The 16,626-nt window shown below is 59.2% G+C and carries 12 protein-coding genes; all 12 read right to left on the bottom strand.

From position 1 onward, the window contains the following. Positions 1-5: 5 nt before the first annotated feature. On the bottom strand, positions 6-1,637 hold the full coding sequence (locus FIV39_RS03240; RefSeq protein ID WP_053137224.1) for a CTP synthase: 1,632 nt from the start codon (positions 1,635-1,637) through the stop codon (positions 6-8). Between the two features lie 273 nt (positions 1,638-1,910). Then, on the bottom strand, positions 1,911-3,230 hold the full coding sequence (gene tilS, locus FIV39_RS03235) for a tRNA lysidine(34) synthetase TilS (protein WP_090408483.1): 1,320 nt from the start codon (positions 3,228-3,230) through the stop codon (positions 1,911-1,913). Between the two features lie 161 nt (positions 3,231-3,391). Next, entirely contained in the window at positions 3,392-4,339 is a 948-nt protein-coding gene (locus FIV39_RS03230; RefSeq protein WP_003172288.1) for an acetyl-CoA carboxylase carboxyltransferase subunit alpha, read from the bottom strand. 138 nt (positions 4,340-4,477) lie between these two features. Further along, positions 4,478-7,999, bottom strand: coding sequence for a DNA polymerase III subunit alpha (gene dnaE / locus FIV39_RS03225; RefSeq protein ID WP_090408486.1), 3,522 nt, complete (start codon positions 7,997-7,999; stop codon positions 4,478-4,480). A gap of 77 nt (positions 8,000-8,076) precedes the next feature. Further along, entirely contained in the window at positions 8,077-8,709 is a 633-nt protein-coding gene (gene rnhB, locus FIV39_RS03220; RefSeq protein WP_065938777.1) for a ribonuclease HII, read from the bottom strand. After that, positions 8,706-9,845 carry a lipid-A-disaccharide synthase gene (lpxB, locus tag FIV39_RS03215; protein WP_090408492.1) on the bottom strand — a complete coding sequence of 380 codons (1,140 nt, stop codon included), beginning with the start codon at positions 9,843-9,845 and terminating at the stop codon, positions 8,706-8,708. Before lpxB ends, rnhB begins: the two co-directional genes overlap by 4 nt. Positions 9,846-9,847: 2 nt before the next feature. Continuing rightward, on the bottom strand, positions 9,848-10,624 hold the full coding sequence (gene lpxA, locus FIV39_RS03210; RefSeq protein ID WP_090408497.1) for an acyl-ACP--UDP-N-acetylglucosamine O-acyltransferase: 777 nt from the start codon (positions 10,622-10,624) through the stop codon (positions 9,848-9,850). Continuing rightward, entirely contained in the window at positions 10,621-11,061 is a 441-nt protein-coding gene (gene fabZ / locus FIV39_RS03205) for a 3-hydroxyacyl-ACP dehydratase FabZ (protein WP_003172281.1), read from the bottom strand. The genes lpxA and fabZ overlap by 4 nt, the downstream gene beginning before the upstream one ends. Positions 11,062-11,171: 110 nt before the next feature. Further along, a complete protein-coding gene (gene lpxD / locus FIV39_RS03200) occupies positions 11,172-12,227 on the bottom strand; it encodes a UDP-3-O-(3-hydroxymyristoyl)glucosamine N-acyltransferase (RefSeq protein WP_090408500.1) in 1,056 nt (351 codons plus the stop codon). 3 nt (positions 12,228-12,230) lie between these two features. Further along, positions 12,231-12,734: an OmpH family outer membrane protein gene (locus FIV39_RS03195; protein WP_003172279.1), complete on the bottom strand. Its 504-nt coding sequence runs from the start codon at positions 12,732-12,734 to the stop codon at positions 12,231-12,233. Between the two features lie 45 nt (positions 12,735-12,779). Then, positions 12,780-15,167: an outer membrane protein assembly factor BamA gene (gene bamA / locus FIV39_RS03190; RefSeq protein WP_090408503.1), complete on the bottom strand. Its 2,388-nt coding sequence runs from the start codon at positions 15,165-15,167 to the stop codon at positions 12,780-12,782. A 74-nt stretch (positions 15,168-15,241) separates the two neighbouring features. Then, positions 15,242-16,594 carry a sigma E protease regulator RseP gene (rseP, locus tag FIV39_RS03185; RefSeq protein WP_090408506.1) on the bottom strand — a complete coding sequence of 451 codons (1,353 nt, stop codon included), beginning with the start codon at positions 16,592-16,594 and terminating at the stop codon, positions 15,242-15,244. Between the last annotated feature and the right edge of the window lie 32 nt (positions 16,595-16,626).

Here is a 16,626-nt window from a genome sequence, read left to right as displayed (position 1 = left end):
CAGGTTTACGCCTTCTTCTGATGTTGCGTCAGTGCGGCTTTGACGAAACCGCTGAACAGTGGATGACCGTCGCGCGGTGTCGAGGTGAACTCAGGGTGGAACTGGCAAGCGACGAACCACGGATGATCCGGGGCCTCGACCACTTCAACCAGCGCGCCATCACCCGAGCGACCGGAGATCTTCAGGCCAGCCTCTTTGATTTGCGGCAGCAGGTTATTGTTCACTTCGTAGCGGTGACGGTGACGCTCGACGATCACGTCCTTGCCGTAGCAATCGTGAACCAGGGAACCCGGCTCCAGCAGGCAGTCTTGCGCGCCAAGGCGCATGGTGCCGCCCAGGTCGGAGCTTTCGGTACGGGTTTCGACGGCGCCGGTGGCGTCTTCCCACTCGGTGATCAAGCCCACGACCGGGTGGCCGCTCTTGCTGTCGAACTCGGTGGAGTTGGCGTCTTTCCAGCCCATCACGTTACGGGCGAATTCAATAACGGCCACTTGCATGCCCAGGCAGATGCCCAGGTACGGCACCTTGTTCTCGCGAGCATACTGCACGGCAGTGATCTTGCCTTCCACGCCACGCAGGCCGAAACCGCCTGGAACGAGGATCGCATCGACACCTTCGAGCAGCGCGGTGCCCTGGTTCTCGATGTCTTCGGAATCGATGTAGCGCAGGTTGACCTTGGTACGGTTGCTGATGCCCGCGTGGCTCATCGCCTCGATCAGCGACTTGTACGCATCCAGCAGTTCCATGTACTTGCCGACCATGGCGATGGTGACTTCGTGCTCAGGGTTGAGCTTGGCGTCAACCACGGCTTCCCACTCGGACAGGTCCGCGCCGTTGCATTGCAGGCCGAAACGCTCGACCACAAAATCATCCAGGCCTTGCGAATGCAGGATGCCCGGGATCTTGTAGATGGTGTCGGCGTCTTCCAGGGCGATCACCGCACGTTCTTCAACGTTGGTGAACTGCGCGATCTTGCGACGCGAGGAAATATCGATCGGGTGATCGGAGCGGCACACCAGCACGTCCGGCTGCAGGCCGATGGAACGCAGTTCCTTGACCGAGTGCTGGGTAGGCTTGGTTTTGGTTTCGCCAGCGGTGGCGATGTACGGCACCAAGGTGAGGTGCATCAGCATCGCGCGCTTGGCGCCGACTTCGAAACGCAACTGGCGGATGGCTTCGAGGAACGGTTGGGATTCGATGTCACCCACGGTGCCACCGATCTCGACCATCGCCACGTCGGCATCGCCTGCACCCTTGATGATGCGGCGCTTGATTTCGTCGGTGATGTGCGGGATCACCTGGATGGTTGCACCCAGGTAGTCACCACGGCGCTCTTTGCGCAGCACGTGCTCGTAGACACGGCCAGTGGTGAAGTTGTTGTTCTGGGTCATGGTCGTGCGGATGAACCGCTCGTAGTGGCCCAGGTCCAGGTCGGTCTCGGCGCCGTCGTGTGTGACGAACACTTCACCGTGCTGGAACGGGCTCATGGTGCCCGGGTCGACGTTGATGTACGGGTCCAGCTTGAGCATGGTGACTTTAAGCCCCCGCGCCTCCAGGATGGCCGCCAATGAAGCGGAGGCAATGCCTTTCCCCAATGAAGAAACAACACCGCCCGTGACGAATATGTAGCGCGTCATGAAAAACCCTAGAAGTCTGCGTTAAAGCGGTCCGAGCCGCCGGGGAAAGCGAAGAGAGGCCGAAGCCCCCGATCACCTGCATTAATCACAGTGCACCTTTCAAAAAAACCGCCGCGTTGTGACAGACCAGCAATGAAACGCCGGTACGTTGATCGCTACACATTTTTTGGAATCGCCCAGCAAAGACTGCTTGGTAATCGGCAACTGCTGCGATTCAGGCGAATCCACAGAAGTTGTATCAAGAAGGGAGCGTAGTCTACCGGAAAGGCTCTATCAGCTCAAACCTTGATCGCAGCTCTGTGGCATCCAATGTAATTGCCAGCCTTCATTCGGTGCGGCCCAGAGTCCAGTGAGGTTGGGCACGCCGAGCAATTGCTCGCCCCGATACAGCAGCGGCAATCTGCCACGGACGAAGCCCGGCACTCCATGTTCATTAAGCAGGCGCTTCAAGTCACGCCGGCCTCGGCCTGGTACTTCAAGCATTTCGCCGCCCTGGCGATAACCAACCTCCAGCGGGCCTTCGGGCACCTTGCCGATAATTTCCAGCAGGCCATTGCCGGGTAACTCTAGTGGGTTTTGCGGGCTAGGCCAGCTCACCGACGCGTGGGAAAATTCCGACCAGGCGCGAGGCAACCACCAGATGCGTTCGCCACAACGGTGCAATTCCCCATCGGCCAGACGCCATAAGGGCTGTGCGTCGCCCTTGGCATCGCGTAGGGAATACCAGCCAGCCCAGTGGTCGCTGTCGGGTAAACGGGTCAGCGGCGCCAGCCAATGGCGCAGGACGTTGCGCTGACGCGCATCGGAAAGTTCGCGCAGTGGGTCGAGAGCCAATGAAGGCAAAACCAGCCAAGGAAACCGTGAAGGTTGATCGGCGACTTGCAGGTCCATGCAGGCTAACTCACCCAGCAAAGCTTGCGCCTCACCAAGATGGTCGGCAGTGCGGGCCAGGCTGGAGACGGCTTGGGGCCAACGCGCCGTCAGCGTCGGGATCACGCAGTGACGCAGGTAATTACGGGAGAAGCGTGGATCGGCATTGGAAGGATCTTCAATCCACTTGAGTTGATGATCAGCGGCATAGGCTTCCAACTCGGCACGCGAGACATCCAGCAACGGCCGCACCAAATGGCCACCCGCCAATGGACGGTGCACAGGCATTGCCGCCGCCCCCCGCACGCCGGCCCCGCGCAACAGGCGAAACAGCAGGGTTTCAGCCTGATCGTCGCGATGCTGGCCTGTGAGCAACACCCCCCCTGCCCCGATCATCTCGGTAAACGCCCGGTAACGCGCATCACGCGCTGCACGCTCAAGGCTGGCGCCGGGCTGCACATGCACACGCATTACGCGCAGGGGCACGCCCAGCCTGTCGCAAATGGACTGGCAATGGCTCGGCCAGGTGTCGGCGGCGGCTTGCAGGCCATGGTGGACATGGACAGCGTTGAGCGGCGGGAAATTTTCGGTTTTGGCCAGGGAGGCGAGGAGGTGCAGCAGTACGGTGGAGTCAAGACCGCCGGAGAATGCGATATGCCAGGCCGGGGCGTTGCGCCAGGGGGCTAGGGCGTGCAGGAGTTTGGCGGATAAAGTCGGTTTCATCACAGGTTACCGCCGCAAATCTGGAATACCCAAGCCAAGCATACACAAAGCTAATGTGAGAGGGGGCTTGCCCCCGATAGCGGAGCATCAGCCAGTGAATACAGTGACTGACACTCAGCAATCGGGGGCAAGCCCCCTCCCACATTAGTACCGCTGCGGCCTTAGAGACCGTAGCTCATCAGGCGCTCGTAACGACGGGCCAGCAGCGCTTCGTTATCCAGTTTCTTGAGCATCGCCAGCTGCGAACCCAACTCGGCACGGATAGTAGCGGCGGCGGCAGCCGGGTCGCGGTGGGCGCCGCCCAATGGCTCGGCGATCACTTTGTCCACGATACCCAGGCCCTTGAGGCGATCGGCAGTGATGCCCATGGCTTCGGCAGCGTCCGGCGCTTTTTCTGCGGTTTTCCACAGGATCGAGGCGCAACCTTCGGGTGAAATCACCGCGTAGGTCGAATATTGCAGCATGTTCAACTGGTCACAGACACCGATCGCCAGTGCGCCGCCGGAACCACCCTCACCGATCACGGTGGCAATGATCGGGGTTTTCAGGCGAGACATGACGCGCAGGTTCCAGGCAATGGCTTCGCTCTGGTTGCGCTCTTCGGCGTCGATACCTGGGTAAGCGCCCGGGGTGTCGATAAAGGTCAGGATCGGCATCTTGAAGCGCTCGGCCATTTCCATCAGACGGCAGGCCTTGCGGTAGCCTTCTGGGCGCGGCATGCCGAAGTTACGGCGTACTTTCTCGCGCACTTCACGGCCTTTCTGGTGACCGATGACCATGACCGGCTGATCGTCCAGGCGAGCGATACCACCCACGATAGCCGCGTCGTCGGAGAAGTGGCGGTCACCGTGCAGTTCGTCGAACTCGGTGAAAATGTGCTGAATGTAGTCCAGGGTGTAAGGACGACGCGGGTGACGAGCCAGGCGCGCGATCTGCCAGCTGGTCAACTTGCCGAAGATGTCTTCGGTGAGCGTGCTGCTCTTGTCTTGCAGGCGAGCGATCTCATCGCCGATATTCAGCGAATTGTCATTGCCGACCAGGCGCAGTTCTTCGATCTTGGCTTGCAGGTCAGCGATCGGCTGTTCGAAATCAAGAAAATTCGGGTTCATAAGCGTCCGTCTTGGGTCGACGGCCAAGGGTTGCCTGGCCAGCCGGTTGTCTATTCGCGCCCTACCTTAAGGGAGAGGCGCGTCTAGGTCGAGATTAAATGTTTGGTCGAGATCAGGCGATTTGCCATCACCTGATCGTCAACGGTATTGGAGGAAGACGTTGTCACGACCGAACTGGTCACGCAATGCTTGAATCAAGCCGTCAGCCGGATCAATTCGCCAGGTCTCGCCGAACTGCAGCATGGCCTTGGCGTCGCTGCCGGTGTATTCCATGGTCACCGGGCACGCGCCGCGGTGGCGCTTGAGCAAGTCACCCAACCAGCGTAGCTGATCGCCCTTGAGGGCTTCGGTCTTGACCTTCAAGCGCAGACTTTCGGCCAGGTTGGTGCGCGCATCTTCCATGCTCATCACTCGCTTGATCCGCAGACGCAAGCCGCCGGAGAAGTCATCGTTGCTGACCTCCCCTTCCACCACCACCATGGCGTCGGTCTGCAGCAGCGACTGCGCAGAGTGAAAGGCGTCGGCAAACAGCGACGCTTCGATCCGGCCCGAGCGGTCGTCGAGGGTGATGAAGCCCATCTTGTCGCCCTTTTTGTTTTTCATCACTCGCAGGGCGATGATCATGCCGGCGACGGTCTGGGTATCCCGCGCCGGTTTCAGGTCGATGATGCGCTGACGGGCGAAACGGCGGATTTCACCTTCATATTCGTCAATCGGGTGACCGGTGAGGTACAGGCCCAAGGTGTCTTTTTCACCCTTGAGGCGCTCCTTGAGGGTCAGGTCCTTGGCCTTGCGGTGGTTGGCGTACACATCCGCATCGTCTTCGACGAACAACCCGCCAAACAGGTCGGCGTGGCCGCTGTCGTGGGTCCGGGCGGTCTGTTCGGCGGCCTTGATCGCTTCTTCCATGGCGGTGAGCAACACCGCGCGGTTGCGATCGATATTCGCCTGGTAAGCCTTCGGCTCATCATGGAAATACGGCCCAAGACGGTCGAGCGCGCCGCTGCGGATAAGACCATCGAGGGTACGTTTGTTGATGCGCTTGAGGTCAACACGTGCGCAGAAGTCGAACAAATCCTTGAACGGCCCGTCCTGGCGCGCTTCGGTGATGGCTTCCACCGGCCCTTCGCCCACGCCTTTGATCGCGCCCAGGCCATAGATGATGCGACCCTCGTCATTCACCGTGAACTTGAACTCCGAGGCGTTCACGTCCGGTGCGTCGAGGCGCAGCTTCATGGTGCGCACTTCCTCGATCAAGGTCACGACCTTGTCGGTGTTGTGCATATCCGCCGAAAGTACCGCAGCCATGAACGGCGCCGGGTAGTGGGCTTTCAGCCAGGCGGTCTGGTACGACACCAGCCCGTAGGCGGCGGAGTGGGATTTGTTGAAGCCATAACCGGCGAATTTTTCCACCAGGTCGAAAATGTTACCGGCGAGGTCGGCGTCGATATTGTTGGTGGCGCAACCCTCAATGAAACCGCCGCGTTGCTTGGCCATTTCCTCGGGTTTTTTCTTACCCATGGCACGACGCAGCATGTCCGCACCACCGAGGGTGTAGCCGGCCATTACCTGGGCGATCTGCATCACCTGTTCCTGGTACAGGATGATGCCGTAGGTCGGAGCCAATACCGGCTTGAGGCCTTCATACTGGTAATCGGAGTGCGGGTACGCCAACTCGGCGCGGCCGTGCTTACGGTTGATGAAGTCATCCACCATGCCCGATTGCAGCGGGCCCGGACGGAACAGGGCCACCAGTGCGATCAAGTCTTCCAGGCAGTCGGGCTTGAGCTTTTTGATCAGCTCCTTCATGCCCCGCGATTCAAGCTGGAACACTGCAGTCGTTTCAGCTTTTTGCAGCAATTGGTAAGTCGGTTTGTCATCCAGCGGGATGAACGCGATATCCAGCGGCTCTTCGTTGACCTTGGCGCGGTCTCGGTTGATGGTCTTGAGCGCCCAGTCGATGATCGTCAGAGTCCGAAGGCCGAGGAAGTCGAACTTCACCAGGCCGGCCGCCTCCACATCGTCCTTGTCGAACTGGGTGACCAGGCCGCCGCCCTCTTCATCGCAATAGATAGGCGAAAAGTCAGTCAGCTTGGTTGGCGCGATTACTACACCACCGGCGTGTTTACCGACGTTACGCACCACGCCTTCGAGCTTGCGCGCCATGTCCCAGATTTCGGCGGCTTCTTCGTCGATTTTGATGAAGTCGCGCAGGATCTCTTCCTGCTCGTAGGCTTTTTCCAGGGTCATCCCGACTTCGAACGGGATCATCTTCGACAGGCGGTCCGCCAGGCCGTAGGACTTGCCCTGCACCCGCGCCACGTCACGGATTACCGCCTTGGCCGCCATGGAACCGAAGGTAATGATCTGGCTCACGGCGTTGCGACCGTATTTCTCGGCCACGTATTCGATCACGCGGTCCCGGCCGTCCATGCAGAAGTCGACGTCGAAGTCGGGCATGGAGACCCGTTCCGGGTTCAGGAACCGCTCGAACAGCAGGTCGTATTCCAGTGGGTCAAGGTCGGTGATTTTCTGTACATAGGCGACCAGCGAGCCAGCACCCGAGCCCCGGCCCGGGCCTACCGGGACGCCGTTGCTCTTGGCCCACTGGATAAAGTCCATCACGATCAGGAAGTAACCGGGGAACCCCATCTGGATGATGATATCCAGCTCGAAATTCAGCCGGTCGACATAGACCTGGCGCTTGGCCTCGTAATCTTCGGTGGTGTCCTTGGGCAGCAGGACGGAGAGACGCTCCTCCAAGCCATCAAATGAAACCTTGCGGAAATACTCGTCGATGGTCATGCCATCGGGAATCGGGAAATTGGGCAAAAAGTGTTTGCCCAGCTTCACTTCGATATTGCAGCGCTTGGCAATCTCGACGGAGTTTTCCAGGGCCTCGGGCAGGTCGCTGAACAGCTCGGCCATCTCCTCCGCGCTCTTGAGGTACTGCTCTTCGCTGTAGTTCTTGGAGCGGCGCGGGTCATCCAGCGCCCGGCCCTCACCGATGCACACGCGGGTTTCGTGGGCCTCGAAATCTTCCTTCTTGATAAAGCGCACATCGTTGGTCGCCACCAACGGCGCGCCCAGCTTGTCGGCCAGGGCTACGGCGGCGTGCAGATGCTCTTCATCGTTGGGGCGGTTGGTACGCTGGACTTCCAGGTAAAAGCGGTCGGGGAATACCTGCATCCACTCACTCGCCAGTACTTCGGCTTCATGGGGATTGCCGCCCAGCAGCGCGATACCGATCTCGCCCTCCTTGGCGGCCGACAGCATGATCAGGCCTTCGCTGGCCTCGGCGACCCATTCGCGCTCGATGATGATCGAGCCGTTGCGCTGACCGTCGATAAAGCCACGGGAAATCAATTCGGTGAGGTTGCGATAACCCACGCCATTCATCGCCAGCAGGCTGATGCGGCTCAGGGGGTTATCCGGGTCTTTGTTGGACAGCCACAGGTCGGCGCCGCAGATCGGCTTGATGCCGGCGCCCATGGCGTTCTTGTAGAACTTGACCAGGGAACACATGTTGTTCTGATCGGTAACCGCGACCGCAGGCATGTTCATGCCCACCAGGGTTTTGACCAGTGGTTTGATCCGTACCAGGCCGTCGACCAGGGAGTATTCAGTGTGCAGGCGCAGGTGAACGAATGAAGCCGGCATAGTGATCCTGTCCAGAAACTTAGAAACAACAAGGCCCGGGATTGTACCGGGCCTTGGCAAAAACATCAGCCTTGCGACTAAACCTCGCTGAGGTTCTCGCGTAGCTCATAAGCCTGGCGCACCGGGGCAAACGAGCGCCGGTGGATCGGCGTTGGACCAAGACGGGCCAGGGCTTCCAGATGAACGGGCGTCGGATAGCCTTTGTGGCCCCCGATACCGTAGCCGGGGTAAATCAATTCGAAGGCAGCCATTTCACGGTCTCGGCTGACCTTGGCCAGGATCGAAGCGGCGGCAATGGCTGGAACCTTGCTATCGCCCTTGACCACCGCTTCAGCCGGCATCGCCAGCTTAGGGCAACGGTTGCCGTCGATCATCGCCAGTTTTGGCGTGATGTGCAGGCCTTCAACGGCACGCTGCATGGCCAGCATCGTGGCGTGCAGAATGTTCAACTCGTCGATTTCTTCGACTTCAGCCCGGGCGATATGCCAGCTCAGGGCCTTTTCACAGATTTCGTCGTAGAGTTTTTCACGGCGCGCCTCGGTGAGTTTTTTCGAGTCGTTGAGCCCCAGGATCGGACGGTTTGGATCGAGGATCACGGCCGCCGTCACCACCGCGCCACACAGCGGGCCACGCCCTACTTCGTCAACGCCGGCCACCAGTTCGTGGGCTTGGGCAACCAGGCTGAAATCCAGGCCTATTTGCGTGCTCATAAAGCTTCCTGTTTTTGGCCGATCAAGGTCAGTACGGCATCGGCTGCCTGGTTCGATGCATCACGGCGCAAGGTGCGGTGGATGTCGTCAAAACCACGAGTCTGTTCTTCGCCGCCGTCGATCAAGGGTAGTAGGGTTTGCGCGAGGGCTTCGGGCGTTGCATCGTCCTGCAACAACTCCGGAACCAACAGGCGCTGGGCCAGCAAGTTGGGCAAGGAGATGTAAGGGCTTTTGACCATGCGCTTGAGAATCCAGAAAGTCAGCGGCGCCAAGCGATAGGCCACGACCATCGGGCGCTTGTACAGCAGGGCCTCCAAGGTCGCGGTACCCGAAGCGATCAGCACCGCATCACAGGCCGCCAGGGCCAGGTGCGACCGACCGTCGAGCAGGGTCAAGGGCAGATTGCGACCGACCAGCAGTGTCTCGATTTGTGCACGCCGTTGCGGGCTGGCGCAGGGCAACACGAAACGCACTCCAGGCTTCAAGGCTTGCAGGCGCTCGGCAGCATCGAAAAACACGTTGGCAAGACGGCCAACTTCACCGCCTCGACTGCCCGGCATCAGCGCGACGAGCGGGCCGTCGGGCAAACCCAGTTCGGCACGCGCGGCTGCACGGTCAGCCTGCAAAGGAATGGTGTCAGCCAGGGTATGCCCGACAAACCGTACCGGCACGCCCTTCTCCTCGTAGAACCTGGCCTCAAACGGCAACAGGGTCAACATCAGGTCGCAGCCTTCGCGGATCTTCAGCACACGCTTCTGCCGCCACGCCCACACAGAGGGGCTGACGTAGTGCACGGTCTTGATGCCGGCCTGACGCAACTTGAGTTCGATATTGAGGGTAAAGTCCGGCGCATCGATTCCGATAAAAACATCGGGCTTTTCTTCGATCAGCGTCTGGATCAGCAGCTTGCGACGAGCCAACAGCTCACGCAGGCGACCCAGCACTTCGACCAGTCCCATGACCGACAGACGCTCCATGGGAAAGTACGACGTGAGGCCTTCGGCCTGCATCAGCGGGCCACCGACGCCGATAAATTCCACCGCAGGGTGCTGGGCCTTGAGCGCCCGCATAAGACCTGCGCCCAAAATGTCGCCGGAAGCTTCTCCGGCCACCAGCGCGATACGCAGAGTAGCCATGATCAGCGGGTGATGCCGCGGGTCGACGCCTGGATCGAGTCACGGAACACCGCGACTTCCGGGAACAACGCTGCCGGCTCGGACAGTTGGATCAACGCCTGGTCGACCGTCAGCCCCTGACGATAGACCACCTTGTAGGCGCGGCGCAGGGCGTGGATCGCCTCTTCGCTGAACCCACGACGGCGCATGCCTTCGAAGTTCATGCTGCGGGCTTCGGCCGGGTTGCCGAACACCGTGACGAACGCCGGAACGTCCTTGCCGATGGCGGTGCCCATGCCGGAAAAGCTGTGGGCGCCGATATGGCAGTACTGATGCACCAGGGTGAAGCCGGACAGGATCGCCCAATCATCAACATGCACGTGACCGGCCAACGCCGTGTTGTTGACCAGGATGCAGTGGTTGCCGATCACGCTGTCATGGCCGATATGGGCATAGGCCATGACCAGGTTGTGATCACCCAGCGTGGTCTCGGCACGATCCTGCACGGTGCCACGGTGAATGGTCACGCCTTCACGGATGATGTTGTGATCACCGATTACCAAGCGTGTTTCTTCACCCTTGTACTTCATGTCCGGGGTGTCTTCGCCTACCGAGGAAAACTGGTAAATGCGGTTGTGTTTGCCAATGCGGGTCGGACCTTTGAGGATCACGTGCGGCCCGATGACAGTCCCCTCGCCGATTTCCACACCTGCGCCGATGATCGACCAAGGGCCGACCTCAACGTCGGCGGCCAGTACGGCCGACGGATCGATGATTGCGCGAGGGTCAATCAAACTCATAGTTTGCGTTCCGCGCAGATGATCTCGGCAGAGCACACCGGCTTGCCGTCTACCGAGGCCTGGCATTCGAACTTCCAGATCTGGCGCTTGCAGCTGATGAACTTGGCTTCCAGGATCAACTGGTCACCCGGAGTAACCGGGTTGCGAAAGCGCAACTTGTCGGAGCCCACGAAATAGTAAAGCGTGCCGTCGGCAGGCTTGAGGTCGAGCATTTTGAAACCAAGGATACCGGCAGCCTGGGCCATTGCTTCGATGATCAATACGCCCGGCATGATGGGATGCGCGGGGAAGTGGCCGTTGAAGAATGGTTCGTTGATGCTGACATTCTTGTAGGCACGAATGCGCTTTTCCTCAACATTGAGGTCCACTACACGGTCCACCAGCAGGAACGGGTAACGGTGAGGCAGGTATTCGCGAATCTCGTTGATGTCCATCATTTCGGGGGGAAGCCTGTAATAAAGATTGGGGGCGGGCGACTAAACGCACGCCCCGCTAGCAAATCAAGGAGGCAGTCTAGCGGCTGTGCACACTTGATATGGAAATGGTATCAGCCTTCTGATGAAGCATTACCGCCAGGGGTCACGTCCCCAACACGCTTTTCCAGCTGTTTGAGACGTCGAGCCATGTCGTCGAGCTGCCTCAAACGTGCTGCACTCTTGCGCCATTCAGCTGCGGGCTGCATGGCGGTACCAGATGAGTAGGCCCCCGGCTCGGTAATCGAGTGGGTGACCATGGTCATGCCGGTGATGAAAACGTTGTCGCAAATATCGATATGCCCCACCAGCCCTACGCCACCGGCGAGCATGCAATGCTTGCCGATCCTGGTGCTGCCGGAAATGCCTACACACGCGGCCATGGCGGTGTGATCGCCAATCTGCACGTTGTGGGCGATCTGGATCTGGTTGTCGAGCTTCACGCCGTTACCGATCACGGTATCGGCCAAGGCCCCGCGATCGACCGCTGTATTCACACCGATTTCCACGTCGTCGCCGATCAATACGCCGCCGACCTGGGCAATCTTGTGCCAGACACCCTTGGAGTTGGCAAAACCGAAGCCTTCACCACCGATTACCGCACCCGATTGAATGACCACACGCTCACCAATACGCACATCGTGGTACAGGGTCACGCGAGGCGCCAACCAACCGTCGGCGCCGATTACACAGCGAGCGCCGATAAAGCAATGCGCGCCGACCGTTACACCGGCCGCGATGCGTGCGCCGCTCTCGATCACCGCAAACGCACCGATGCTGGCCGCAGGATCAACCTGGGCATCATCGGCGATAACCGCAGACGGATGAACACCACTCGCCGCCTTGGGCTTCGGGTCGAACAGATGCGACGCCTTTGCGTACGACAGGTAGGGGTCAGCCACTACCAGGGCATCCCCGGCGTAACCCTCGGCGTCAGCGGCCTTCAGCAACACGGCTGCGGCCTGGCAGTCGACCAGGTATTTACGATATTGGGGGTTTGCGAGGAAGCTCAACTGAGCTGGGCCAGCCTCCTGCAAGGTGGCTAGCCCAGTGATTTCCTTCTCCGGGGAGCCACGCAAGGTGGCTCCCAGGAACTCGGCCAACTCGCCGAGCTTGATAGTCGCGGTCATGGCTTACTTCAGCTGGTTCATGCGCTCGATCACCTGACGGGTGATGTCGTATTGAGGCTTGACGTCGATCACTGCGCCACGCTCGAACACCAGGTCAAAGGCACCTTTCTTGATGACTTCTTCCACAGCGCTGTCGAGTTTAGGCTTGAGCTGCTTGAGCATTTCGCGGTCGGCAACAGCCTTGGCTTCGTTCAGCTCCTTGGATTGGAACTGGTAGTCACGGGCCTTTTGCTTGAATTCAAGCTCCAGACGCTCGCGCTCGCCTTGCTGCATTTTGTCGCCACCCGCTACCAGGCGGTCCTGGATACCCTTGGCGCTGCTTTCCAACGTCTTGAGCTTGGTCAGTTGCGGACCGAATTTTTTCTCGGCATCCACGGCGTATTTCTTGGCCGCGTCGGATTCCAGCAGGGCCATCTGATAGTTCAGGACGGCGATTTTCATCTCGGCGAAGGCCGGGGTGGTTACCAGCACGGTGGCCAGCAGAACCAATTGAGTCAACTTACGCACGATGTACTCCTACAGAATCCGTTGTCGTTATCTTGGGTCAGACGCTTAGAACGTCTGGCCGAGGGAGAATTGGAAAATCTGGGTTTCAGCGTTATCCGGTTTCTTGATCGGCATGGCCAGAGCGAAGCTCAACGGGCCAAGCGCAGTCACCCACGTCACACCGACACCAACGGAGCTCGCCAGGTTGGTCAGGCTAACATCATTACACTGGGTGTTGGACTTCACACCACTCGGGTTGGTGACCTGTTCGCACTTGGAGTCGAACACATTACCCACATCCCAGAAGACCGAAGTACGCAGGGAACGCTGATCTTTGACAAACGGCAGCGGGAACAGGATTTCCGCACCACCCTGGATCAATACGTTGCCACCGAATGGCAGCGGCTTGTTGTCCGAGTCGAGGACAGTACCGGTGTTACCAGTCACGCCTACACCACGGCTCGGTGTACCACGTGGACCCAAGGTGCTGTCCTTGAAGCCACGCACGGAGTTGAAGCCACCCGCATAGTAGTTCTCGTAGAACGGCAGCCCATTGGTGGAACCATAACCGTCGCCATAGCCCAACTCAGTATGCAGGCGCATGGTGTAGTTATCGCTCAACGGCTGGAACAACTGACCACGGTAATCGAGCTTGAAGAACGACAGGTCGCTGCCCGGAGTCGTTGCTTCCAGAGTCAGGCTCTGGGAGTGACCACGGGTGGCAAGCACACCTTTGTTCAGGGTCGACTCGGACCAGCCGGCGGACGCCTTGAAGTTCAGGAACTTGTCGCCTTCCTTGCGAGTGAAGTCGAAGATCTCGTCCACGGTGTACACACCGGTCTTGATCTCATCCTGTTGCGCAGTCAGGCCGAAGGTCAGGCGCGAGGTCTCGCTGATCGGGTAACCGATGTTGGCGCCTACGCCCAGGCTGTCGATTGCATAGCTTGCTACGTCAACGTCGAGGTCTTTGTAGTCGGTGGTGCGGTAGAAGGCGTTGTAGCCCAGGCTTACACCGTCTGCAGTCCAGTAGGGGTCGACATAACCGAAGTTATAACGGCTCTGGTATTCGCTTCGGGTCAGGCCGATGGACACCTTGTTACCGGTACCCAGGAAGTTGTTCTGGGTGATGGAACCACCGAGGATCAGACCGGCGCTCTGTGCGAAGCCGACACTGGCGGTGATGGAACCCGACGCTTGTTCTTCCACGGCGTAGTTCACGTCAACCTGGTCATCCACACCCGGTACGGCTGGGGTTTCGACGTTCACCTCTTTGAAGAAGCCCAGGCGCTCAAGACGGGTCTTGGACTGGTCGATCAGGTAAGTCGACGCCCAGCCACCTTCCATCTGGCGCATTTCACGGCGCAGCACTTCGTCCGCAGACTTGGTGTTGCCACGGAAATTGATACGGTTCACATAGGCACGCTTGCCTGGGTCGACGACAAAGGTGATGTCCACGGTGTGGTCTTCATCGTGCGGGGTAGGCACGCCGTTGACGTTGGCGAAGGTATAGCCTTCGTTACCCAGGCGACGGGTGATCAGTTCGGAGGTAGTGGTCATCAGCTTGCGCGAGAACACCTGGTCTTTCTGCACCAGCAACAGGGCCTTGACCTGGTCTTCAGGCACTTTCAAGTCGCCGCTGAGCTTCACGTCACGAACCTTGTACTTCTCGCCTTCGTTGACGTTGACAGTGATGTAGACGTGTTTCTTGTCCGGAGTGATGGACACCTGGGTCGAAGCGATATCCATGTTGATATAACCACGGTCCAGGTAGTAGGAACGCAGGCGCTCCAGGTCACCGGAGAGTTTTTCGCGGGCGTACTTGTCATCGTTCTTGAAGAACGACAACCAGTTGGTGGTCTTGAGCTCGAACAGGTCGATCAGGTCGTCATCAGCGAACTTGGTGTTACCCACCACGTTGATGTGCTGAATGGCCGCCACGGTACCTTCGTTGATGTTGACCTTGAGGCCGACACGGTTACGAGGCTGTGGCACCACTTCCGTTTCCACGGTCGCGGAGTAGCGGCCCTGGGCAACATACTGGCGTTGCAGTTCGTTACGCACACCTTCAAGAGTGGCGCGCTGGAAGATCTCGCCCTCGGCCAGGCCAGATTGCTTCAGGCCTTTCATCAGGTCTTCAGTGGAGATCGCCTTGTTGCCTTCGATCTCGATACTGGCGACGGAGGGTCGCTCGACGACGGTGATAACCAGGACGTTACCTTCGCGACCCAGTTGGATGTCTTGAAAGAACCCGGTTTTGAACAGCGCACGAGTGGATTCCACCAGGCGACGGTCATCAGCCTGTTCCCCGACGTTCAACGGCAAGGCACCAAAGACGCTACCCGCGGAAACCCGCTGGAGGCCGTTGACGCGAATATCGGAGATGGTGAAGGACTCGGCGTGAACTTCGGCGATCATCAATACGGTGAGAACCGCAGTTAGCAGCAGACGTTTCATGAAGTCCTTTCTTATTCCAACTGGCAATAAACAAACTGCCGCAAAATGCGGCAGATTCGCAATTCAGCGAAGCGTTACAGTCGACCCAGATCGTTGACCAAGGCTAATAACATCACCCCAACCACCAAACTGATACCGATCTGTATCCCCCAACCCTGCACCCGATCCGACAAGGGGCGACCACGCACCCACTCGACCAGATAAAACAACAGATGCCCCCCATCCAATACTGGAATGGGCAGCAAATTCAGAACACCCAGGCTAATACTCAGATAAGCCAGGAAATTCAGGAAATCCGCGACACCCGACTGGGCAGAAGCGCCCGCCACTTTAGCAATGGTTATCGGTCCACTCAAGTTTTTTACCGAGAGCTCGCCGAACAACATTTTCTTGAGGGATTCGAGGGTCAGCACACTCATGGTCCAGGTGCGTTTTGCACCCTCGCCAATTGCCGCCAGCGGCCCGAAACTGACCTCGCGCACCATCGAGGGCGGCCAGTCCGGACTCTTCACACCAGCCCCCAGGTAACCCCCGGCCGCCCTGGCTTCCCCACGTACCGCCAGGGTCACGGGGACATCAATTTGAGCGCCGTCACGCTCAATTTTCAGCACAATTCTGGTATCAGGGCGGACGCGCACCAGATCGACCACCTGCTGCCATTCACCCAGCACCTGGCCATCGAGGGCCAGCAAGCGATCGCCGGTTTTCAGACCTGCGGCCTGGGCCGGACCTTTCGGATCCAACTCAGCAAGCACTGGCGGCAGCGCAGGACGCCATGGCCGGATGCCCAGGGACTTGATCGGATCAGGCTCATCAGCGCCTTTGAGCCAATGGTCCAAAGCCAGCGCGCGCGGGGTTTCGGCACTGGAATCCTGCTCACGCACCACGACGTTGACGGTGCCGCTTTCACCCAAACGACGCACCAGTTGCAAATTGACCGCGCCCCAACCCGTAGTCGGCTCGCCATCAATGGAAACAATTTCCTGCCCTGCGACCAGACCTGCCTTGGCCGCGATACTGTCCGCCTCGACCGCGCCGATCACAGGACGCACCTGCTCGCTGCCGAGCATGGCCAAGACCCAGAAGAACAGCATTGCCAACAGGAAGTTGGCAATCGGACCGGCGGCAACAATGGCAATACGCTGACGAACGGTCTTGCGGTTGAAGGATTGGTCCAACTGATCAGCAGGCACTTCGCCTTCACGCTCATCGAGCATCTTGACGTAGCCACCCAACGGGATGGCCGCGATCACGAACTCGGTGCCACGTCGGTCGTGCCAGCGAACCAGCGGCATGCCGAAGCCGACGGAAAAGCGCAGTACCTTGACACCGCAACGACGTGCCACCCAGAAGTGGCCGAACTCGTGGAAGGTAACCAGCACACCCAGAGCAACCAGGGTGCCGACAATCATGTAAAGCGCACTCATCTAATTTCTCCGCATTCCAATCCAGTGCCCGA

It is taken from the genome of Pseudomonas grimontii, from assembly GCF_007858185.1.
Lineage (GTDB): Bacteria > Pseudomonadota > Gammaproteobacteria > Pseudomonadales > Pseudomonadaceae > Aquipseudomonas > Aquipseudomonas grimontii.
This window is presented reverse-complemented; position numbering and strand designations above follow the sequence as displayed.